Origin of the sequence: Leptolyngbya sp. UWPOB_LEPTO1 (genome assembly GCF_017302695.1) — a bacterium.
Classification (GTDB): Bacteria; Cyanobacteriota; Cyanobacteriia; order Leptolyngbyales; family Leptolyngbyaceae; genus Leptolyngbya; species Leptolyngbya boryana.
The window spans coordinates 56,664-77,860 of the sequence record NZ_JAFLCJ010000002.1 but is presented as its reverse complement, the minus strand read 5'-3'; the positions used below and the strand labels follow the sequence as shown (position 1 = coordinate 77,860).

The following is a 21,197-nucleotide window of genomic DNA, read 5'->3' as shown; positions in this document are numbered from 1 at the left end:
AGATTGTGCAAGAACAGTTAATTGTTTTCACTCGGTATCCTGAAGCGGGCAAAGCTAAAACTCGTCTCATTCCAGCACTCGGAGAAGTTGGAGCTGCTGAACTGCATCGACAAATGACCGAAAGAACGATCGAGAAATGCCGCAGCCTCAAGTGCCAGCTCTGCATTTATTTCACAGGTGGGACTTTAGAACAGATGCAAGATTGGCTTGGATATGATCTTTGCTATTACCCACAGCATTCTGGAGATTTAGGCGATCGCTTAACTCATGCATTTCAAACGGCATTTGATCAGGGTGCAAAATCAGCGATCGCGATTGGCACAGACTGTCCTAACCTCACATCCGAACTCTTAACGCTAGCATTTTCCAATCTAAAAACTCATCCGATCACGATCGGTGGTGCAACTGATGGCGGATATTACTTGATTGGATGCAATCGGTTTGTGCCTGATGTGTTTCAAAATATTCAATGGAGTACAGACATCGTATTTCAACAAACGATAGAAATTGTCAAACGATTGGGATTGTCGATCGCTGAACTTCCCATTTTGCACGACATCGATCGTCCCGAAGATTTGCAATATCTCACATGAAAATTTCGATCGTCATTCCCGTTCTCAACGAAGCTCGTCACCTGCCAAACACGCTATCGATCCAAGCGACAGATATCGAAATGATTATCGTAGATGGAGGTAGTCAAGATGAAACCGTTGCCATTGCTCAATCTTTTGGGGTGAAAGTTCTCCAATCTCATCCCGGTCGTGCCACTCAAATGAACGCTGGAGCGAAGGTCGCATCGGGCGAAATTCTGCTCTTTCTCCATGCAGATACCAGGCTTCCAGATGGCTTTGATCAAATGATTCGAGACGCTTTAAAGACGGCAATTGCAGGAGCATTTCAACTCAGCATTGATGCCCATCAACCCGGAATTCGTTGGATTGAGCAAGGCGTAAATTGGCGATCGCGTTATTTACAACTTCCTTACGGCGATCAAGCACTCTTTTTAAGAACCGAAACCTTCCACAAAATCGGCGGCTTTCCTGACCTACCCATTATGGAAGACTTTGAATTTGTCAGGACGCTGCAACAATTGGGAAAGATTGTGATTTTGCCCAAACCTGTGATCACATCAGGGCGACGCTGGCAGAAACTTGGCGTTTTCAGAACTACGATCGTCAATCAAATCGTAGTTTTTGCCTATTTGATCGGCATTTCACCCACGCGAATTCAAGCTTGGTATCGATCCGGTCTGAGAACAATTCGCTAAACTAAGCACCAGTAGCGTTGTTTGCACCTATGCCAGTTCGCAAAGATACCCTGTTTGAGCAGTACCTCGCCCCGATCGTTCGTCTCTTCATCGATGAAAAAGAGATGAAACGCCTTCACGACAGCATTGATTGGAAAGCAGGTTGCGATCGCTTGACCGATCCGAACCTGAGCTATCCCAGCTATTACAAAGACCAGAATTTTCATGGTATCGAAGGCGGCTATCTCACGATCGGTGCAGCAACCTCTTACGATCCGATAACGCAATACGCCTTACCGCCAAATGAAACCTGGGTGCGACAAGCCGCGATCGATGCGATTCAAGGTGTACCGTCGAGAATTCTCGATCTTGGTTGCGGCACTGGCTCAACGACACTCATGCTAAAACAAGCATTTCCGACCGCAGAAGTGATTGGATTAGACCTTTCGCCCTACATGCTCACGATCGCAGAGTACAAAGCGAAACAAGCGAATTTAGACATTCAGTGGCGACATGGAAAAGCAGAAAGCACAAATTTTGCAGAGGGTTCCTTTGATCTCGTGACTGCGTCGTTATTGTTCCACGAAACCCCAACGCAAATTTCCAAACGCATCTTGCAGGAATGCTTTCGATTATTGCGAACAGGTGGAGAAGTTCTGATTCTAGACGGCAGCCAGAAGACCCTGCGACAAACTGAATGGCTAACACAGATTTTTGAAGAGCCTTATATCCAAGATTTCGCAAACGACAGTATTGAAGCATGGATGGGAGCCGCCGGATTTGAGGCAGTGCAAAGCCATGACTTCTGGTTGATCCATCAAATTACGCATGGAGTCAAACCCTTACCCCATAATGAATCTGAAAACTTCAGCGATGTTGAACAATCGGCTTGGGCGATCGCTTGAGCAAGCTTGGGTGTAAGGTAAAAGATGCGAGAATCATCTCTACGTGTATGCTGAAAGCCGTTCTGTTTGATTTCAATGGAGTGATCATCAATGATGAACCACTTCACGATAAGCTTCTCGAACAAATCCTCATTGAGGAAAATCTGCGTCCTAAGTCTGGCGAATTTCGCGAATTGTGCTTGGGACGGAGCGATCGCGTGTGTATTCAAGAGTTGCTAGAACGGCGCGGACGAGTGATCACTGACGAATATCTCGATGAATTAGTTGCTCGTAAAGCCAAAGCTTATGTAGCGCAGATGAGTAGCTTAGAAAGGCTCCCTCTCTACTCTGGCATTGAAGATGTAATGTTCAAACTGCCCAATTGTAAGTTTGCGATCGTCAGTGGTGCTTTGCGATCTGAAATCGAGCTAGTTCTAGAACGAGCAAATTTACGATCGCGCTTCCACGTGATTGTATCGGGCGATGATTTAACCGTGAGTAAGCCTGAACCAGATGGATATTTACTCGCGATCGAGCGCTTAAATCAGACCTTTCCTGACCTTCAATTCACCGCAGAGAACTGTTTAGCGATCGAAGATACCTTTGCTGGAATTCAAGCAGCAAAAGCTGCAAAAATTCCAGTCGTTGGGGTGGCGAACAGCTATCCGTTTCATATGTTGCAGCGGTGTGCAAATTGGACAGTCGATTATCTGATTGATTTGGAATTCGATCGCATTCAGGAACGCTATCAAGCTGCAATGGTTTAAGGTTGATTGACTATCCCTGAAATTGTTCGGCTCCTAAATCGCGCAGCTTAAATCGCCTGCTCTTTGCGTAAATCGTAAATTCTCCCGATAATCGATCGGGCAATCAATCACTGCCGGAACCTCTTGCTCTAGCGCCTCTTTCAAGGTCGGAATTAACTCCTCCGCTGATTTGATACGATAACCCTTCAATCCCATGCTCTCGGCAAATTTGACAAAATCGGGATTCCCAAACTTGATAAACGAGGAATGCCCAAAATGATTTTCCTGCTTCCACTCAATCAAGCCATAGCCCCCATCATTAAAAATGATCGTGACAAACGGAGTACCGACCCGCAGCGCTGTCTCTAACTCCTGACAGTTCATCATAAAACCGCCATCTCCCGTGACTGCTACAACCTTGCGATCGGGATGCACCAATTTCGCCGCGATCGCACCCGGAATCGCAATCCCCATCGCTGCAAATCCATTTGAAATAATGCAAGTATTCGGACGATGACAATGATAGTGCCGCGCCATCCACATCTTATGTGCCCCGACATCTGAGATCACGATATCTTCTGCGCCCATCACTTGCCGCAAGTCATAAATTAGCTTTTGTGGCTTAATCGGAAACTCTTGATCATCAGCATATTGAGCATAGTCACTGCGAATATCCGCCCGTAAATGCAGAGCTTGCGGTTCCGGTTTACCATCGCGATCGCAGCGATACAAAATCTCTTGCAATGAATCTGAAATATCTCCTACAACTTCCGCGATCGGCACATAGCTACTATCTACTTCAGCCGGAGTACTTCCAACATGAATCACAGGGATCGTCCCTTCTGGATTCCATTTTTTCGGCGAATACTCGATCAGGTCATAGCCGATCGCAATCACCAAATCTGCTTGGTCAAACCCACAGCTAATATAGTCTCGCTGCTGAAGCCCTACCGCCCAGAGGGCTAAGGGATGCGGATAAGGAATCACGCCTTTTCCCATAAACGTATTCGCCACAGGAATATTTAATCGAGTCGCAAATCGGGTGAGCATCTCACTGGCATCGCAGCGAATGGCACCATTTCCGACCAAAATTAATGGATTCTTCGCCTCATTAATGGCTGCCGCCGCCTTCTCAATACTCCGAAACGAAGCAAAGGACTTTTCAATGTTGTCAGGACGTAAGGGACTGCCCTCCACTGCCATCGCAGCAATGTTTTCAGGCAAGTCAATATGGACGGCTCCGGGCTTCTCAGTCTGAGCGATCTTAAAGGCTTTACGAACAATCTCAGCGGTATTACTCGGGCGAACAATCTGAGCATTCCACTTGGTCACAGGCGCAAACATTGCCACCAAATCGAGATATTGATGCGATTCAATATGCATCCGATCGGTTCCCACTTGTCCCGTAATAGCGACTAAAGGAGCGCGATCGAGATTTGCATCAGCCACACCCGTCATCAAATTTGTCGCCCCTGGTCCTAACGTAGACAGGCAGACCCCCGCTCGTCCAGTCAATCGTCCATACACGTCTGCCATGAAAGCTGCACCTTGTTCATGGCGAGTCGTGATAAACCGAATTGATGAGCCTTGTAATGCTTCTAACACATGGAGGTTTTCTTCTCCTGGCAGGCCGAAGATATATTCAACTCCTTCAGCCTCCAAACATCGAACGAGTAACTCTGCTGTATTCACCGATCATCCTCCTCAGTAGTTTTTGACTTGTTATTGATAGCTCAGATTGATCGATTTAATTTACTTCACCCAAACCGATTTGACATTGACAAACTCCAAGATGCCTTCGCGTCCAAGCTCCCGCCCAAAGCCCGATCGCTTAATTCCCCCAAATGGCATCCGCACATCCGATTTGACCATACCGTTGATAAACACAGCCCCCGCTTCAAGCTCTGAAATAAATCGATCTTGCTCGGTTTGATCCTGTGTCCAAGCACTCGCACCTAGCCCAAAAGGTGAATCATTTGCCCGCGCGATCGCACTCTCTAAATCCGGCACGCGAAACACCAGTGCAACGGGTCCAAAAAACTCATCATGCTCAGCCAGACAGCCTTTCGGAATCTCACTCAGAATGGTTGGCAGGTAGAAATTGCCCGGTCGATCGCGCAGCGCATGACCCCCAATCAGGACTTTTGCACCTTGCTGCACTGAAATCTCAACTTGCTGATCCAAGTCTTGCAAAATTCCAGGAGTAGCAAGCGGTCCAATGTCAGTATCCATTGACATTGGATCACCAATTTTTAGCTGCTTGTATTGTTCAACTAAGCGATCGATAAATTGATCTGCAATTTCTTCGGCAATAATAAACCGCTTGGCTGCAATACAAGACTGACCATTATTGATCATCCGCGCCGTTACCGCAGTTTGAACCGCTTGATCCAAATCAGCACTCGGCATCACAATGAACGGATCACTGCCCCCGAGTTCGAGAACAACTTTTTTAATTTGCTTTCCAGCAGTAGCAGCGAGACTTGCGCCAGCAGGTTCACTTCCGGTTAAAGTCGCGGCTTTCACGCGATCGTCTTCAACAATCGCAGCAACTTTGTCAGCACCCACTAACAAAGTTTGAAACGCTCCTTCCGGGAAACCAGCACGAGTAAAAATCTCTTCGATCGCTAAAGCTGACTGCGGCACATTAGAGGCATGTTTGAGCAGTCCCACGTTCCCCGCCATCAATGCAGGAGCCGCAAACCGAAACACTTGCCAAAATGGAAAATTCCAAGGCATGACAGCTAAAACGATACCCAACGGCTGATATTTGATCAGACTCGTTGTGGCATCAGTTTGAACCGAAACATCCGCTAAATATTGCGCCGCATGTTCCGCATAGAACCGACAGACCAGCGCGCACTTTTCTACCTCTGCAATGGCTGCCTTCAAAGGTTTTCCCATTTCTAGCGTCAGCAGTTTACCAAAGCGATCGCGCTCTTGCTCTAAGATAGTTGCGGCTTCGGATAACCACTGCGAACGCTGACTCAATGGAATCGTTCGATACTTCAAAAATTGCGCCTGTGCCAAGCTAAGCTTCTGTTCGATCTCGATATCACTCAAGGCTTGAAATGTCTTCACTGTTTCCCCAGTGAACGGGTTAACTGTAGCGATCGCCATACGTTCCCTCCTACAAGTCGTGACTTCTTTTACGACTTGCACAACATATTCTGCTTCAGTTCTAACAGATTGATGCAGCGATAATCACTTCCGCACTGAAGAAGCTATTTATTATTCTGTGATCAGAAGCATTCTCCGATACATTAAGTTTTGTACTTATTGTTGCAAACTAAATATACTCAATCAATATAAATTTGGAATTCCCGCCAATCTAAACCTCATGTAACTAAATATTATCGTTCATGCATTTTTCGCTATCATGAGGACAGCGACAACCAGATTAATAAAGCGCCCTTTCATTGCCGCTTTAGAAATGCTTCACTCAGCGCTTAGGAATGTCTAAATCAGTAGAATTTTGCCGTGGCGTGAGTTTCGTTCAGTCGTAACTTACGAGTTTTGAGGGCTGAGCGCAGTCGCAGCCTGCTCCACCAGTGATTCTCTTGAAGTGAGCTTTTCTTACGGTTACAAAAGAAACCTGAGTTGGACACCGTTTTTCATGAATTCATCAAAATTTTCCGAACAGCCGATCGTGCTTGCTGTGGATGACAGCATTGACAATCTGACTTTGATGGAGTGCCAGCTTGAAGCCGTTACGTCTTGTGCAGTCGTCACAGCCACAACAGGTCAAGCTGCCCTTCAGCTAGCACAGCATCAATTGCCTGATTTAATTCTGCTCGATATTTTACTGCCTGACCTGAGTGGGATTGAAGTCGCTCGCCAGCTTCGTCAGTTTGCACTGACTGCTAAGATTCCGATTGTGGCGCTCACCGCCCTCGCCAGAGACGAAGATCGCGATCGTATTCTTTCCGCTGGGTGTAATGACTATCTCAGCAAACCTTATGACCTAGACGATCTCTTCGAGATCGTTACTCGTCACTTACCCCAGCATTCTCTTCTCTAGAGCGTTTTGGCTGTGATTCCCGTAGTTGCGGAGCTTCTTCTAACACCACAATCGTGCCACTGCGCCCCGTATCAAACGTCGCATCGCTGAAGATATCCACAACTTTAATGCCAACGATCTCTTGAATCATCGTACTCAACTGCGGATGCAGTGCTTTATCGAGGTCACTTCGTACTTTTTCTGCAAGTTGCTCTTGTCCGTTTTCCATTAGCAACTGTTCAGGCTTGGTAATCGAGTCTTCTAGCACGATCGTAATTTTGCCGTCTGCGATATAACACTGGACTCGACTGGGCTGATGTCCTAACTGAGTCCGATAAAACGCCTGAACTCGTTGCGATAGTGTCCTTTCTAACTGCCCGCGCGTCGGTAAAGCCGAAGAATTCATAGTTGCTAAATGTAAACGATCAAGGTCTGCATATTAGTCATTATTCTGATCTTGATCGCTTTACTAATCTCTCTAGAGAAAGGTTCTTATCGGACTTCGATCAACCCATTCACGATCGTCAAAATAATCGACAGGAAAATCAGAATCCACAAAACGAATCCTGGCAAGAAGGCAAGAAGTCCAATACCGCGCAAGATCCATACGATCGCGGTCATCGCTAAAACTACGATATAGACTGTTGCTCTAGAGTTACTGGGTTGATTCATCTTCGTTCGGGGGAGAATTTTTACAATCTTTATAGAGTTAATGCACTTATTTTATGCGTTGCCTGTTATCGTAACGAGTGATCGATCCTTTGGTGTGGGAGTGACGCTCATGATGACGTTAACACGCGACGTAGTTGCCCTGATGCGCGGCGAAATTTTGCTAGAGACTCGCGCTCATTCGGCTTGGGGTGGAGCGGTGACGGCACAGATGTATTTACCGATCGCATTACCTCAAGTGTGGCAGCAGGTGACTGATTATCCACGTTGGACACAGTATTTTCCGGACGTGACCCGGAGTGAGATTCGTCAAGTGTTGTCTCGCCAAGGTGTAAAACGGCTGTACCAAGTGGCAAGTAAGGCATTTATGATGTTTACAGCTCAGGTCGAGATTTCGCTGAGTGTGTTAGAAACGCAACAACAACGGATTCAGTTTTACCTAGAATCTGGTAGCTTTAGCGAGTTTCATGCCGATTTGAAACTACAGCCGCATGGAGAAGGAACGATCCTGACTTATTCAGTGCAGGCAATTCCAACGATTCCAGTTCCGAGTTTTCTGATTGAGCAAACGATTAAGCTTGATTTGCCCACAAATCTACGGCAAATGCGATCAGTCATCTGCTCAGGACAATCTTAGAAAACATCGGCTCTGACGAAGTTAGGCACAAACCAGCAACCGATACAATGTATCTCTCTGTGCATAAGGTCGATCGAGAGAACGAATTGCAGTCTGCAACGTCTCTACCTCCATACAAGTCCCTCCGATCGCTCCTGCCATTGTCGTGATATGTTCCTCCATCAAAGTTCCGCCAATGTCATTACAGCCCCATCTCAGCGCCTCAACCGCTCCTGCCAGTCCTAGCTTCACCCAGCTTGGCTGATGATTCGGAATCCAGTTGCCGAGAAAAATTCGAGCAACAGCCGTCAGTAACAGCGCATCAGCAAGAATCGGCTGATCATGTCCAACTCTGCGCCGCAAAGGTTTCGGAGCCTCTTTCCCGACAAACGGCAGCAAAATAAATTCAGTGATCCCAGTCAATCCAAGCTGCTGAGCCGACTGTTGAATCGATCGGAGTTTCTCTAAATGCTGAATCTGTTGTTCTGAAGTTTCAATGTGTCCTGATAGCATCGTGCTAGTCGTGGGAATTCCTTGCTGATGAGTGGTTTGAACAATCTCAATCCAAGTTTCAGCATCAATCTTCTCCGGACAAAGAATCTTACGAACCTGATTATCTAGAACTTCCGCAGCAGTTCCCGGCATCGAATCGACACCCGCATCTCTCAACCCAACAATGACTTCGGCAATTGTCGATCGATCTTCTCGCGCAATAAATTGCACTTCTTGCGGCGAAAACGCATGAATGTGTAGCTCAGGAAACTCAGACTTAATCGTCTCAACTAGCTTTTGATAGTACTTTAATGAACTCTCTTGAACCTTTGCTGTCGGATTCAACCCGCCTTGCATACAGATCTCAGTCGCGCCTCGCCGGACTGCATCGGTTGCTTTTTCTAGAATCTGTGACCAATCTAGCCAGTAAGATCCTTCGTCGCTTTCATCTCGTCGAAAAGCACAAAAGCTACAATGCTGCTCACAGATATTAGTGTAATTAATATTACGGTTGATCACATAAGTCACTGTCTCGCCTGCCTGTTTTTGTCGCAAGCGATCGCTACTCTGCCGAATCTTCTCAATCACATCCACATCTGTCTGCTTCAGCAGTAAAACCCCCTCATCCACAGACAGATCTAACCCAGATTCTGCTTTGTCTAAAATTGCATCAATCATCCTTCAGCCCTTCATTCAAAGCACCTAAAATTTTTAAAACTCGATCGACATCCTCCAAATTCCCCACAATGCGACGAACCGGAGGCGGATATACCTTTACCAGTGTAGGCGTTGCAGAAACCTGATCAGCTTCTGCCTGCTCAGGATGCTTAAAAATATCAATCACTTTCAACGTGTAAGGATGTTCCAAGGAATCTTCTAGTAACTCATGTAAATTCTGCAAAATCCTTGCTGTTGCAGCGCTGTAGCCAGAGACAAACAAGCGCAACACATAACCTTGCGGGTAAGGAGAAGCAGGCTGCTGCACAGTGACAGGCGGAGTGGGATCACATCGCATCACCAGATCATGATTCTCCCAAAGTTCGGGAAACCGATGACGATACGTTTCTAAAACCATCGGATCACAAATCTCTTGAGAAGGCGCAACCTGCCAATGCAAATCACCCGCCTCGAACACCGTATTCAATAATGCTCGATATCGAAATACAGGCGGATACGCTTCTGCAAAGATCCGAATTTGATTCGTTCTCGCATCAAACCAGCGATCGAGCGTTGCCGTATAGCAAGGAACTAGAAAATGAGGCGGTTCCGAAAGCTCTAAAACCTCTTGCAGCGCCATACACAAGTTAAGATGCCAGCGCCCTTGCTTGTCGGGATCGATACAGTAGAGCAGATCACCGCCTGGCGTGAACAGCGCAATGCCCTTAAAAATGCTAGGAATCGATCGATGAAAGTGAGGATTCAACACGAAGCCACTGATCGAGAAGATTGCCCTCAGTGTATCGCTGTTTGCCAGAAATCACCATCGAATCAACTGCGCCTGTGCATTGAAGAACTTTCGCCAAATTCCGGATGTCACAAGCAAGGTAACAAGCAGTGTCGCAAACAAAACCATAAACAAAATCACAATCTGAAATGCGATCGCTTGAATCGGTTCCGCACCGCCCAACAGTTGCCCACTCACGATCTCTGGAATCGTTGCCAAACCCACGATCGACATTGCATTGATCACAGGCAGCACTCCCGCCCGAATTGCGTCTTTCCGATACGGCTCAATTGCCTGTGCCGGAGTCGCTCCCAAACTCAATCGCGTCTCAATTTCTAGAGGATTCGACTTTAATGTATTGAAAAGACGTTCTCCCGAAATCGCTGCTGCATTCATTGCCTGAGACAGCACGATTGCCCCTAACGCAATCAAAAATCTCGGTTCATACCAAACTTGAGGCTGAACCACAATCAATTGAACATACGCTACTGTAACCAGCGTTGTGATCAATAACGATCCAACAATCCCTGGCAATGGCAATTTCTGGCTAATCCGATTGCGCGTCACGATCGCGCTAATCATCACCAACACCCCCAATACAAACAAAATCAAAATCGGACTGAGCGGTGGCGCAAAAATGACAGCCAAGACATATCCGACCACAGCAAGTTGAATCACCGCTCGTCCTGCCGCCAAAATCAGACTGCCTTCGAGTCCTAATTTTTGCCAAGACGAGAGCGCAAATGCCGCCCCAACTAGCCCGATCGCCCAAACTGCCTGCGTCGCAAAATTCATTGCCCGATTTTCCCCTTGCCTGATATCTTTAGATCCAATTGAGAAACCAATCTCAATCCTTTCCGGTCTAAAGCATAAGACCAAATTAACTACAGGTGTGGTAAAGCTGAGTGAATACAATTCCCCCGTTTGATCTGTCTGAACAATTTAAAGCGATCGGTTCAGAAATTAATCAAGCTGTTTTAGAGGTGCTGGCTTCCGGTCGATACATTGGCGGAGCCGCGATCGAGAACTTTGAAAAATCATTTGCTCAATATATAGGCTCTGAGATCGCGATCGCGTGTAATTCCGGTACAGACGCTCTATTTCTCGCGCTTCGCGCGCTCGACATCGGCGCGGGCGACGAAGTGATCACCACACCTTTTACCTTCATCGCAACCGCAGAAACGATCAGCGCAGTCGGTGCAACACCTGTATTTATCGACATTGATCCACAAACCTTCAATCTGGATCTCAATCAAATCGAAGCAGCCATCACTCCAAAAACGAAAGCGATCATTCCCGTACATTTGTTTGGTCAGCCTGTAGATATGACAAAGCTGATGGCGATCGCAGATGCCCATCAACTCAAAGTCATCGAAGATTGTGCTCAATGCACTGGGGCAGAATGGGCAGGCAAACGTGTGGGTAGCATTGGACAGATTGGCTGTTTTAGCTTTTATCCCACAAAGAATTTAGGCGCATGTGGAGATGGCGGTGCGATCACCACGAACGATCCTGAAATTGCTTCCAAGCTAAAAATGCTTCGAGATCATGGACGCTACAGCGGTTATTACCATGAAGCACTCGGGGTGAATAGCCGTCTCGATGCGGTTCAAGCTGTCATTCTCCAAATCAAACTTCGCTATCTCGACTCTTGGAATCAGAATCGGACGAGAATTGCCGATCGCTATTTCTCTTTCCTCTCTTCAATTCCTGGCATTACACCTCCACAAGCGCTCGCAGGTGGTCAGAGTGTTTGGAACCAATACACGATTCGAGTTCACGAAAACCGCGACCAACTCAAAGCTGATTTGCTCTCGAAAGGCGTGAATTCGATGATTTATTATCCAATCCCGCTACACTTGCAGCCCGTTTATAAATCGTTAGGCTATCAACCCGGACAACTTCCCGAATCCGATCGAGCGGCTGCCCAAGTCTTGTCACTCCCCATGTTCCCAGAACTGTCTGAAGAGCAGCAAGATCAAGTCATTTACAGTTTGAAAGACTGCTTGATTCGATAACGGATGCCTGAAAAGACTACAGAATCTAGATTACAGCCGCTCACAATAATCAAATTTTGGGCTGTAAAGATGTAGTTTTGTATACTAGAATAGGAGCAAATAACAAAAATCGTAATCATCACAGGGCAGCTAAGCCAGCGGAAAATCCCGGAACTTCCAACAATTTAATGTTGTTAAGAAGCGGAACAAAGACGATGATATTGCTGCAGGTGGTTGCGTTTCATCGATCGAATCAAGAGGCTAAAAAACTGTGGGTCGAACTCCGCTTTTTCAACTCAAACGTTACGACTTCAACGCGATCGCAAATCATTACCGCTTCCGCCCCTGGCAAGTCATCTGGCGAGCACTGCAAGTCACACTGCTATTTACGGGATTTGTCTTTGGTCTGAAATGGGACGACTGGCGAGGCGTTGCAGACCGCAACAAATTTAAGCGCGCCGCTCAAATTCGGCAAATCTTGACTCAACTGGGACCCACGTTTATCAAAGTCGGTCAAGCCCTTTCGACCCGACCCGACTTAATTCGTCAAGATTACCTGGATGAACTGATCAAGTTACAAGATCAGTTGCCTCCCTTCCCGACCGAACATGCCTTTCGCATCATCGAAACTGAACTCGATGCAGACATCGATGAAATTTTCGCGCAAATCTCTACAACTCCGGTCGCAGCAGCTTCTCTCGGTCAGGTTTATCGCGCTCACCTCAAAACAGGCGAAGAAGTCGCCGTCAAAGTTCAACGCCCCAATCTTCTCCCCACATTAACTCTCGATCTCTACATCATGCGCTGGGCTGCGGGCTGGTTAGCCCCGTGGCTCCCATTAAATCTAGGACACGATCTCACCTTGATCGTCGATGAATTTGGAACCAAGCTCTTTGAAGAAATTGATTATCTTAACGAAGGACGCAACGCCGAGAAATTCGCTACGAATTTCCGCAATGATCCTTCCGTCAAAGTTCCTTCAATTTATTGGCGTTATACCTCGCAGCACGTGCTCGTCTTAGAGTGGATTAACGGCTACAAATTAACTGACGTAGAAGGCATCGAAGCGGCTGGAGCCGATCCAAACGCCATCATTCGCATCGGAGTAACATCCGGGCTGCGCCAACTCTTAGAATTTGGCTTCTTCCATGCCGATCCTCATCCTGGCAATCTGTTCGCTGTTCCTACCGAAAATGGCGGACAAATGGCATACATCGATTTCGGAATGATGGATCAGCTCGAAGAAGAAGCAAAAGAGACGCTAGTCGATGCGGTCGTTCATTTGATCAACAAAGATTATGTTGATCTCGCTCACGATTTCGTCAAACTTGGCTTTCTATCGCCTGGAACTGATATCTATCCGATCGTTCCCGCCCTTGAATCTGTACTTGGAGACATCATGGGCGAGAGTGTTGGCAATTTCAACTTCAAAACGATTACCGATCGCTTTAGCGAACTGATGTATGACTATCCGTTCCGGGTTCCAGCTAAGTTCGCATTGATTATTCGATCGCTCGTCACCCAAGAAGGCTTAGCCCTCACGCTCGACCCCAATTTCAAAATCGTTGAAATTGCCTATCCTTATGTGGCGCGCCGCTTGCTAACTGGAGAATCTCCTCGCTTACGTCGCCGCCTGATTGAAGTTCTCTTCAAAGATGGCAAGTTCCAATGGCATCGGTTAGAGAACATGATTTCTATCGCTCGATCGGATTCGAGCTTCGACATTCTTCCAACCGCCCAACTCGGTCTACAGTATTTGCTATCCGAAGAAGGACAATTCTTACGGCAGCAAATTCTAATCGCTCTCACAGAAGACGATCGCTTACATACCGAAGAAGTTCAGCGCCTGTGGGAACTCGTCAAAGACGATATCAAACCGGCTCGAATCTGGACAGCAGCGCTAGGAGTCGGAGCAGCACTCTTGCCGAAAGCGATCGCAGACTTATCCACTGCAGGAACAGCCGCATTAATTCCAACCGTCTCTTCTTTGACGGGCATCAAGCTAGAACGGTAGGATATGGGGAATTAGCGAACTTTGAACCCGTCCTAAAAAACTGTGCAATACTTATTTCCCCAACCTCCTTACCTCTTATTGATCGTTGCTCTCCTAGCAAGCCTTGCTTCTGGGTCAGCCTTTCAAGCGGTTTTAAAACAATCGGTGAAAGAATGGTCAGAAAACAAATCGACTCGCAGCTTAGCGACGATGCGTGGATTATCTTTATTCACCCCGTTTCTAGGAATGGCAGGCGGTGCGTTTTTCTTTCTTTCAGCAGGTGTTGAAATCTTTGGTTTTCCAACTCGATTAGCCTATGCAATTTCGCTTCCTTTAACGATTGGAACAGCATGGCTCGTCTGGTGGCAACTCGGTAAAATTCTCACCCAAATCGAAGAAGGCGGTTCAGCCGCGCTCGACCTCGATTCTTGGGGCTAATTTCATTTCCTTTTCGCAAACAAGTGCTTGATCTTGCCTCAGATCAAGCGCTTGTTTTTGACACCAAGCATCAGTCATTACGGTTGTAAGAGTGCCACACCTTCAATCCAATTGCCAACTAACACTCGTTCACGGCTGCCATTGGGCGAGAGCATATAAATCGCACTTCCATTGCTATAAATCACTGTTCCATCTGCTGCCAAATCATAGGATAAAACCCCTTCAGCCAAAATTTCTGGAACCCCTTGTGTTCTCTGTCTTACTAATTGCCAAGTTTTGGGCACTAACGACGGGGCATCTGGCTCATCTAAATTTCGATCGCGCAACATCTCCGGTGTCACCCACTCTCCCCAAGCCTGCAACTGCTTCTGCTCTATCTTCTGCTTCGTCACTGCATTCATCAAAGGCTTCCCAGTGTAAATCTGTGAAAAGAAATTCAACCACTGGAAAATTGCGTGCAGCAGTCGGCCTGGAATCAGGAAAATTTCCTTCAAAAATTGTAGAAAGTTGAACGATCGCTGTCTCGCTGAGTAAGGTCTACGAATGTAGTACAGCCACCCATCTGCATCCAACTGAGGAGATAACAAATCAGATTTTGGATCAGATGCCAACGTTAAAACATCCTGCTTCTCAAAGTCCAACTTCTCAATCGTAAACGGCGCACGATCACTCACATACCCCTGATGATCTCGTCCAATTCCCGCCGATTGATACACTAAAGCTTTTTCTTTGCCTAAAACCCATCTTGGAGCTAAATCGATCGAATCTCCTTCCGTCACTTCACGTGGGCGAGGCGCATCAATCTGCATCACGGCAATGTTGGAGATTCCCGTTTGATAGTTCGTCGTACAGGCAATTAATTTGCGATCGCGATCATAGTTCAAATGCCCAACTTGAAAATCTGCGGTATGAAATAATCGATCTTCTCTCTGTCGCTTTGGCTGAAACAAAAAGATACCGCCTACATCTCCAGCATTCAGCGCATAAAGTAGCTGTTCAGTATCACCTTGACACAAGCTTGTAATCTCAACTCCTACAACCGACTCTGGTTGCTGTTGTAATTGAGCCTTTAGACCCGGCGGAAGCATCATTTCTTGCAGCCCACGAGGCTTCCAAGCCTTATTCCGTTCCATTCTCAGTTTTCGCTCTTGAACTGTAAGCCCGAACTGGCTTTCAACTTCTTGAACCGGAGCATCTTGGTACTTAAGAAAAAGCTTTCCCTGACTGATATAAGCAAGACTAAGGGTCATGAATGTACATCTGGATTTTTTGCGCCCAGTATACCCAAAAACCTCTCAGCAAGCTTGATTTTCGAGTAGAGTTAGAGAATATCAAGTTTTGTTACGCTACTTATTTGTTTAGGGCTATAAATCTATCTCAAGATATACTTCTACAAAATCACGCCTGTTGTAACGACATATTGCTGATTCTGTAGGAGAATAAACAACCCGTGCAAGATCATACCAGCTTAGACCTTGAGCAAGAATTGAGCCGTTTAGCCTGTGCCTTTGCTACTCGAAATACTGAAATCGGCAAAGCAGTCATTGCGAATTTGAGGAGCCGTCTCACCCTCCGTGATGTAGCAGGAATGGTGATTGTAAGCCTGGAACGCTTAGTTTGGATAGATCCGCTTGCATTCTGTTGGGCGATCGAGAATGTGATTCCAGGCTACGTGATGCGTGAGATTCGCCGAATTACTTCTGTAACGCTCTATCGCCGTCTGATCACTCAAGGTTACGAACCCGGACACGACTTTAGTATGGATGGTAAAGGACAAGTTCTTCTAAACGCGCAAGCAAAAAGCGCAATGTTTGCCGGATAGCTTACTCAAGCCACAGTTAGTAGAATAATCTGACTGTGGCTTGAGCAATATCACTTCTATGAATGATCAATCAACAAACATTTGGCAATACAAACCTTGGTGGTGTCAGCCTTGGTCAATTCTACTCACAGGAATTTGTATAATTGCTGGCAGTTGGTTTGTGTTCACAAAACTATGGCTGACCACTCTCGTCGCAGTTCCAATTTTAGCCTGGATGATTTTTTTCTTGATTATCTATCCTCAGCAGATGCAGGCTTACCTAAGGAAGATCAATAGCTCGGATGATAGTTCAAACTAGCCTAGGCAAAAGCTTATCCCTGTGTTCGGGCACCTTTTTGGGCACTTTAGGGATGTCATGCTTCTGAATTAGGCAAGCCCTCTATGGTACGGATAGATTTTACAGTCGCGATTCGAGCGTACAATGCTGCTCAGCGTTTGCCACTTTTGCTTCAAAAATTACAATTACAGCAAAATACTGAATCAATTCGATGGGAAATTTTAGTCGTTGATAACAATAGCACTGACAATACTGCTGAAGTCGTGCAAACTTATCAATCGCAGCTGAGCCAGCTTCGCTATATTCTTGAGACTCAGCAAGGAGCTGCGATCGCTCGAAAACGAGCCATTACTGAAGCCCAGGGTACTTGGATCGGCTTCCTTGACGATGACACCTTGCCCGCTCCAGATTGGGTTGCACAAGCTTACAAATTTGGACAAACGCATCCGAAAGTAGGAGCGTTTGGCAGTCGAATTCTTCCTGAATATGAAATTGAGCCACCGAAGAACTTCGATCGCATTGCTCACTACATGCCCATTATGCTTAAAACGCAGTCCTTCTGCTATGACACTCATCTCAAAGGAATGCCTGTTGGTGCAGGTCTGGTGATTCGCAAACAAGCTTGGCTCGAAAGCGCGATCGGCGACCAAATTATCCAAGGTCCAGTCAAACAAGGATTTGCCCTGAAAGGCGAAGAAACGGAAGTCCTTTGGAAAATGAAATCATTCCATTGGGAAATCTGGTACAACGCCGAAATGACAATCGCTCACAAAATCCCGCAATGGCGGCTAGAAAAAGACTATTTATTGAACTTTCTAAGTGTGATCGGACTAAGCCAGCATCGCTTTCGGATGCTTCGCTACCCAGTTTGGAAACGCCCGATCGCTTTCCCTTTTCTCCTCATTAACGATTTACGCAAAGTCGTCCTCTCCTGGCACAAACATCAGCGATCCAACGATCTGATTGATGCCTGTGAACTCCAGTTCTTTATGGGTAGACTTCTCAGCCCTTTTTATATCTGGAAGACACTTCTCCTCCAGCATCTTGCATCGAAACAAGAGCATTTATCCTAGAGAATTTTCGGATAATGCAAGGACACGCTTCATCTCTAGTAAAAAGATGGCTAGCGTTGCCTTGCCTTGAGGTAAAACCACAACATGGCTAGCAATACTTAAGGGATGCCCCTGACGATAGGGAGCAGGCAACTGCCGAATCGCTGCCGCATCAATTTCGATCAAATCTGGGGGTGCATCGACTCGAAGCGCGCAAAGCTCCGTTTCAACCTGTGTCACCACTAAAAATTCTGCTTGCGATCGCGTGCTCACTGCCTGCGCTTGCCCTTGTGTCATACTCAACTGCGATCGCAAATTCAGCACAGTCAGAGTATACTCACCTACCGGCACCACCTCCAACATCCCAGAAGCGCTTGATTTCAATTCTTCTGGCACATTCACAACTCGCAAAATGCTCTCCAGTGGTAGCCCGAATCGATATCCAGCAATCGTAAAAACAACCAACCGCATCATCTGCCGCGTCGTTTGAGAATGCTCTATCACTTGAGTCATCGCACCACCTTTCCTGCCATCAATTGATGAACGAGTTGGACTAATTGATCTGAATCAAACGGCTTCGTTAAATAAGCTGCTGCACCCAATTGCTTTGCTAATTGTTGATGTTTCTCATTACTGCGCGAAGTCAGCATCACTACCGGAACGTGAGGAAGCTGAGATTCCTGCTCATACCGCATGAGAAACTCGAACCCGTTCAAGCGTGGCATTTCTACATCACAGGTAATTAACTGAATCTCAGGATGACATTGCAATTGTGCGATCGCATCGAGTCCATCCTGTGCCTGCACAACTTGGAATCCTGCATCTTCTAAAGTCATAGCTAATGCTTGCCGAACTGTGATCGAATCATCAATGACTAAGACTGATTTGAGGGATGTCTCGTTTTGAGCAGGGGGCGAAATTGCAACCGGGGCTGAAAGTTTACCTTGATTCTGCTCGACTAAGGTCACAGCATCGATCGCGAGGAGTGATCGACCATCTCCCAACACACTGCACCCATACACGTATCGAGGTGCAGCGATCGTACTTCCCATTGGGCGCAACACTAATTCCTGCTCACCCAGCACTCGATCGACCTCTAGCCCAATCCAATGCTGTTGACGACGAATGATCAGAATTGAAGTGGTCAAGGTGGGAGCAGCTCCGAAAGTTTCAGGAGATTGGGCTTGCATCCCGAACAACCAATTCGTATAAGTCACCAACTGCCCCAAGCTGTGAATCGTAATGGTGTGTTCTTCTCCTTCATATCGCCAGCGTAATGTGCGCTGGTTGCCAATCTGATCAATCTCAGCAGCATCTAATGTCACAATCCGCTCAACGTCATCTGAGGGAAATCCATACGTTGCCGAACCTGCCTGACAAATGAGCAACCGAGTACTCATCAACGTTAAAGGCAATCGCAAAGAAAATGTTGTTCCCTGGGTTGGAACTGAATCAACCGTGATATCGCCTTTCATCGCTCTGATTTGCGATCGCACAACATCCAGCCCTACCCCTCGCCCTGACAATTCTGTCACTTGCTCGGCCGTCGAGAATCCAGACTCAAACAAGAGATCCAATAATTCAGACTTCGAGATTTGGTCAATTTGGTTAGAAGACAATCGATGTTGTTCAAATCCACGTTGGCAAATCTGCTCTAAATCCAACCCCTTGCCATTATCCGAAACTTCAATCAAGGTTCGATTGCCTTTCTGATAAGCTCGAATCTCAATTTCTCCAATGCCTTTTCCTTGTTGTTGGCGAATTGCGTCACGCTCAATTCCATGATCGAAGGCATTACGCACCAGATGGAGCAATGGATCGTAAAGCTTGTCTGCCAATGCTTTATCAATCATCACCTGCGTGCCAGTCAACTTCAGATGAACTTTTTTCCCATAGGTTTCACACAGCTGCTCAACAACTGGTGGGAAGCGATTTAGAACTGTTCCGATCGCGATCATCCGCACATTCATCAAATCATCGCGCAGATTCGTCAATAATCGACCTTGTTTGCTGCGCGATAGTCGTGACTCCCTAGCTAAAAAGTCGATCGCCTCAGTCGATTCATCAATCCGTTCTGCCTGTTCTACGAGTATTTGTAGCAGTACATGCAAGTCATTGTATCGATCCAGTTCCAGGGTATCGAAGTTCTGTTTCAAGTCGTTCTCAACAACGAGAGAACCGCTTCTTCTGGAGAATCGCTCTGGAGCGAGCAATGACCACTCACGCAACTGTGCTAGAGCACGCTGATGTTGCTCTACCTGATGCAGCAATTCTGCTAGCATCATTTGGAGTCGCTCATCTTGCAAAAGTTGCTGGTTTTGATGAATGAGCAGTTCACTGGTGATAAAGTTGAGCGATTCCAAGTGGGTAAGCTTGACTCGAACTGTATCCTGAGCAGGCTTTTGAGACACGTTTTGCGCTGACTCTTTCAGGTGTAAAGGCTCAGATGGTGGCTCAATCTCGGTTTCTGCGATCGGGGTATCCCATAATTCAAATCCTAGATCTGCCTTGGCTTCAGGCAATTCGGTCTGCCATGCCTCAAACTGATCCGCCAATGCTTCAATCTCAGGATCAACCGAAAACACCGCTTTCGGTTCGTCAAAGCTTTCGGCAACTTGAGGTTCAGAGAGTTCATTTCGTGAACGCTGGAAGAAGTTTTTGATCTTTCTCCAGGCGCGATGAGAGAGTTGCTGGCTATTTTGAATCGAATTTGATTCTACAAAGCTCTGGAGTGTGGATGACACCTTTCCACCTGAGACACGATCTCCTGACAACACTGCAATTTGCCCTTGTCTAAAATCAGCTAATGCAGCTTGGGCAATGTCACGAACCTGATGAGGCTTCTGCTTCATTGCCTTTAATGCCGTGTGTGCAATTTCCCCAAATCCCGGCAAATTAAGCGACTCTGCTAATCCCAGAAATACCTCGGACTGAGTATGTAGCGTCAGCGCGATCGTGTCGTCATCGTTTTGAGAAATTGCGATCGCTAATTGTTCTAGTCGCTCCGTCACTCCCGTTTCAAACAGCGATTGAGCAATATCAAATCCCAAATCTGCTGAGGTTGGCAAAGCTGCACCTGGATCAAAGTGTTTGCCTAACTTGTTCCGAATTTTAGAAAAGATAATTTCAGATCGATCGAGCACTTCCGCATCCTGAGACTTTACTCCTGAGACAACAGTTGTCAAAGGTAAGCGTAAGCAATCATATCCCTCATACAGTAAGGCTTCTAACTCCGCATCAATCTCAACTTCTGGCTTGTAGAACGCCTTGAAAACATCCTCAAATGCATGTGCCATTGATTTCATGCTATCAAACTGAACGCTGGCTGCTGCACCCTTCAAGGTATGTGCCGCACGCATCAGTTCATGCACTTTCGCAGCAGAACGCTCTTTGCGCAGAGACAGTAAATTTTGCTCGATCGTTTGCAGCAAATCTTCAGCTTCAGCTAAAAAATAGGAATAAGTTTGTTCGCGAAGTTTAGCATCAGAAATCATAGGGAACTCACAGAATTGCAGATGAAC

22 protein-coding genes are annotated in these 21,197 nt (G+C 46.6%); 12 read left to right on the top strand and 10 right to left on the bottom strand.

Annotated features, from left to right (window positions below; genetic code table 11):
* Positions 1-5 precede the first annotated feature (5 nt).
* The 4 genes from J0L70_RS03250 to J0L70_RS03235 are packed head-to-tail and all read left to right on the top strand — an operon-like array spanning position 6 to position 2,897.
* Positions 6-593, top strand: coding sequence for a TIGR04282 family arsenosugar biosynthesis glycosyltransferase (locus tag J0L70_RS03250; RefSeq protein WP_287453090.1), 588 nt, complete (start codon positions 6-8; stop codon positions 591-593).
* Positions 590-1,267 carry a TIGR04283 family arsenosugar biosynthesis glycosyltransferase gene (locus J0L70_RS03245; RefSeq protein ID WP_287453088.1) on the top strand — a complete coding sequence of 226 codons (678 nt, stop codon included), beginning with the start codon at positions 590-592 and terminating at the stop codon, positions 1,265-1,267. The genes J0L70_RS03250 and J0L70_RS03245 overlap by 4 nt, the downstream gene beginning before the upstream one ends.
* Positions 1,268-1,296: 29 nt before the next feature.
* Complete coding sequence (locus tag J0L70_RS03240; RefSeq protein ID WP_287453086.1) at positions 1,297-2,151, top strand: class I SAM-dependent methyltransferase; 855 nt, start codon at positions 1,297-1,299, stop codon at positions 2,149-2,151.
* Positions 2,152-2,198: 47 nt separating this feature from the next.
* Entirely contained in the window at positions 2,199-2,897 is a 699-nt protein-coding gene (locus tag J0L70_RS03235; protein ID WP_017287945.1) for an HAD family hydrolase, read from the top strand.
* A gap of 33 nt (positions 2,898-2,930) precedes the next feature.
* Here the strand turns inward: J0L70_RS03235 and J0L70_RS03230 are convergent, their stop codons facing one another.
* Positions 2,931-4,568 carry an acetolactate synthase large subunit gene (locus tag J0L70_RS03230; protein WP_017287946.1) on the bottom strand — a complete coding sequence of 546 codons (1,638 nt, stop codon included), beginning with the start codon at positions 4,566-4,568 and terminating at the stop codon, positions 2,931-2,933.
* Positions 4,569-4,628: 60 nt separating this feature from the next.
* Positions 4,629-5,996 (bottom strand): NAD-dependent succinate-semialdehyde dehydrogenase, encoded by a 1,368-nt coding sequence (locus J0L70_RS03225; RefSeq protein ID WP_287453083.1) that lies wholly within the window; start codon positions 5,994-5,996, stop codon positions 4,629-4,631.
* A 496-nt stretch (positions 5,997-6,492) separates the two neighbouring features.
* Between J0L70_RS03225 and J0L70_RS03220 the strand changes: the two genes are divergently transcribed.
* Complete coding sequence (locus J0L70_RS03220; protein WP_287453081.1) at positions 6,493-6,897, top strand: response regulator; 405 nt, start codon at positions 6,493-6,495, stop codon at positions 6,895-6,897.
* Here the strand turns inward: J0L70_RS03220 and J0L70_RS03215 are convergent.
* The gene (locus J0L70_RS03215; RefSeq protein WP_017287949.1) at positions 6,863-7,282 is read right to left on the bottom strand and encodes a Na-translocating system protein MpsC family protein; all 420 of its coding nucleotides are present in this window, start codon (positions 7,280-7,282) and stop codon (positions 6,863-6,865) included. The genes J0L70_RS03220 and J0L70_RS03215 overlap by 35 nt on opposite strands.
* 86 nt (positions 7,283-7,368) lie before the next feature.
* A complete protein-coding gene (locus J0L70_RS03210) occupies positions 7,369-7,548 on the bottom strand; it encodes a hypothetical protein (protein ID WP_017287950.1) in 180 nt (59 codons plus the stop codon).
* Between the two features lie 109 nt (positions 7,549-7,657).
* Between J0L70_RS03210 and J0L70_RS03205 the strand changes: the two genes are divergently transcribed.
* Entirely contained in the window at positions 7,658-8,182 is a 525-nt protein-coding gene (locus tag J0L70_RS03205) for an SRPBCC family protein (protein ID WP_144056192.1), read from the top strand.
* 21 nt (positions 8,183-8,203) lie between these two features.
* Here J0L70_RS03205 and cofH read toward each other — a convergent pair whose 3' ends face one another.
* The 3 genes from cofH to J0L70_RS03190 are packed head-to-tail and all read right to left on the bottom strand — an operon-like array spanning position 8,204 to position 10,892.
* Entirely contained in the window at positions 8,204-9,331 is a 1,128-nt protein-coding gene (gene cofH / locus J0L70_RS03200; protein WP_017287952.1) for a 7,8-didemethyl-8-hydroxy-5-deazariboflavin synthase subunit CofH, read from the bottom strand.
* Positions 9,324-10,079, bottom strand: a complete 756-nt coding sequence (locus tag J0L70_RS03195) for a circadian clock KaiB family protein (RefSeq protein ID WP_017287953.1) — start codon at positions 10,077-10,079, stop codon at positions 9,324-9,326. Before J0L70_RS03195 ends, cofH begins: the two co-directional genes overlap by 8 nt.
* Before the next feature lie 51 nt (positions 10,080-10,130).
* Positions 10,131-10,892, bottom strand: a complete 762-nt coding sequence (locus J0L70_RS03190) for an ABC transporter permease (RefSeq protein WP_287453076.1) — start codon at positions 10,890-10,892, stop codon at positions 10,131-10,133.
* Between the two features lie 110 nt (positions 10,893-11,002).
* Between J0L70_RS03190 and J0L70_RS03185 the strand changes: the two genes are divergently transcribed.
* The 3 genes from J0L70_RS03185 to J0L70_RS03175 all read left to right on the top strand — a co-directional run bounded on the left by J0L70_RS03185 (position 11,003) and on the right by J0L70_RS03175 (position 14,525).
* Entirely contained in the window at positions 11,003-12,115 is a 1,113-nt protein-coding gene (locus tag J0L70_RS03185) for a DegT/DnrJ/EryC1/StrS family aminotransferase (RefSeq protein WP_287453074.1), read from the top strand.
* Positions 12,116-12,365: 250 nt separating this feature from the next.
* Positions 12,366-14,108 carry an ABC1 kinase family protein gene (locus tag J0L70_RS03180; RefSeq protein ID WP_190653689.1) on the top strand — a complete coding sequence of 581 codons (1,743 nt, stop codon included), beginning with the start codon at positions 12,366-12,368 and terminating at the stop codon, positions 14,106-14,108.
* Between the two features lie 42 nt (positions 14,109-14,150).
* The gene (locus J0L70_RS03175) at positions 14,151-14,525 is read left to right on the top strand and encodes a hypothetical protein (RefSeq protein ID WP_017287957.1); all 375 of its coding nucleotides are present in this window, start codon (positions 14,151-14,153) and stop codon (positions 14,523-14,525) included.
* Positions 14,526-14,602: 77 nt separating this feature from the next.
* On the opposite strand, the gene J0L70_RS03170 is transcribed toward J0L70_RS03175, so the two are convergent.
* Positions 14,603-15,775: a hypothetical protein gene (locus J0L70_RS03170; protein ID WP_287453071.1), complete on the bottom strand. Its 1,173-nt coding sequence runs from the start codon at positions 15,773-15,775 to the stop codon at positions 14,603-14,605.
* A 200-nt stretch (positions 15,776-15,975) separates the two neighbouring features.
* Between J0L70_RS03170 and J0L70_RS03165 the strand changes: the two genes are divergently transcribed.
* The 3 genes from J0L70_RS03165 (at position 15,976) to hpsE (ending at position 17,697) form a co-directional block, all read left to right on the top strand.
* Positions 15,976-16,347 (top strand): hypothetical protein, encoded by a 372-nt coding sequence (locus tag J0L70_RS03165; RefSeq protein ID WP_268184499.1) that lies wholly within the window; start codon positions 15,976-15,978, stop codon positions 16,345-16,347.
* Between the two features lie 58 nt (positions 16,348-16,405).
* Positions 16,406-16,645: a DUF6737 family protein gene (locus J0L70_RS03160; protein ID WP_287453068.1), complete on the top strand. Its 240-nt coding sequence runs from the start codon at positions 16,406-16,408 to the stop codon at positions 16,643-16,645.
* An 83-nt stretch (positions 16,646-16,728) separates the two neighbouring features.
* A complete protein-coding gene (gene hpsE, locus J0L70_RS03155) occupies positions 16,729-17,697 on the top strand; it encodes a hormogonium polysaccharide biosynthesis glycosyltransferase HpsE (protein ID WP_190653692.1) in 969 nt (322 codons plus the stop codon).
* Here the strand turns inward: hpsE and J0L70_RS03150 are convergent.
* Together J0L70_RS03150 and J0L70_RS03145 are read right to left on the bottom strand one after the other, a co-directional pair.
* Positions 17,689-18,189 (bottom strand): chemotaxis protein CheW, encoded by a 501-nt coding sequence (locus J0L70_RS03150; RefSeq protein WP_287453066.1) that lies wholly within the window; start codon positions 18,187-18,189, stop codon positions 17,689-17,691. The genes hpsE and J0L70_RS03150 overlap by 9 nt on opposite strands.
* Positions 18,186-21,170, bottom strand: a complete 2,985-nt coding sequence (locus tag J0L70_RS03145) for a hybrid sensor histidine kinase/response regulator (protein ID WP_287453064.1) — start codon at positions 21,168-21,170, stop codon at positions 18,186-18,188. Before J0L70_RS03145 ends, J0L70_RS03150 begins: the two co-directional genes overlap by 4 nt.
* Positions 21,171-21,197 lie beyond the last annotated feature (27 nt).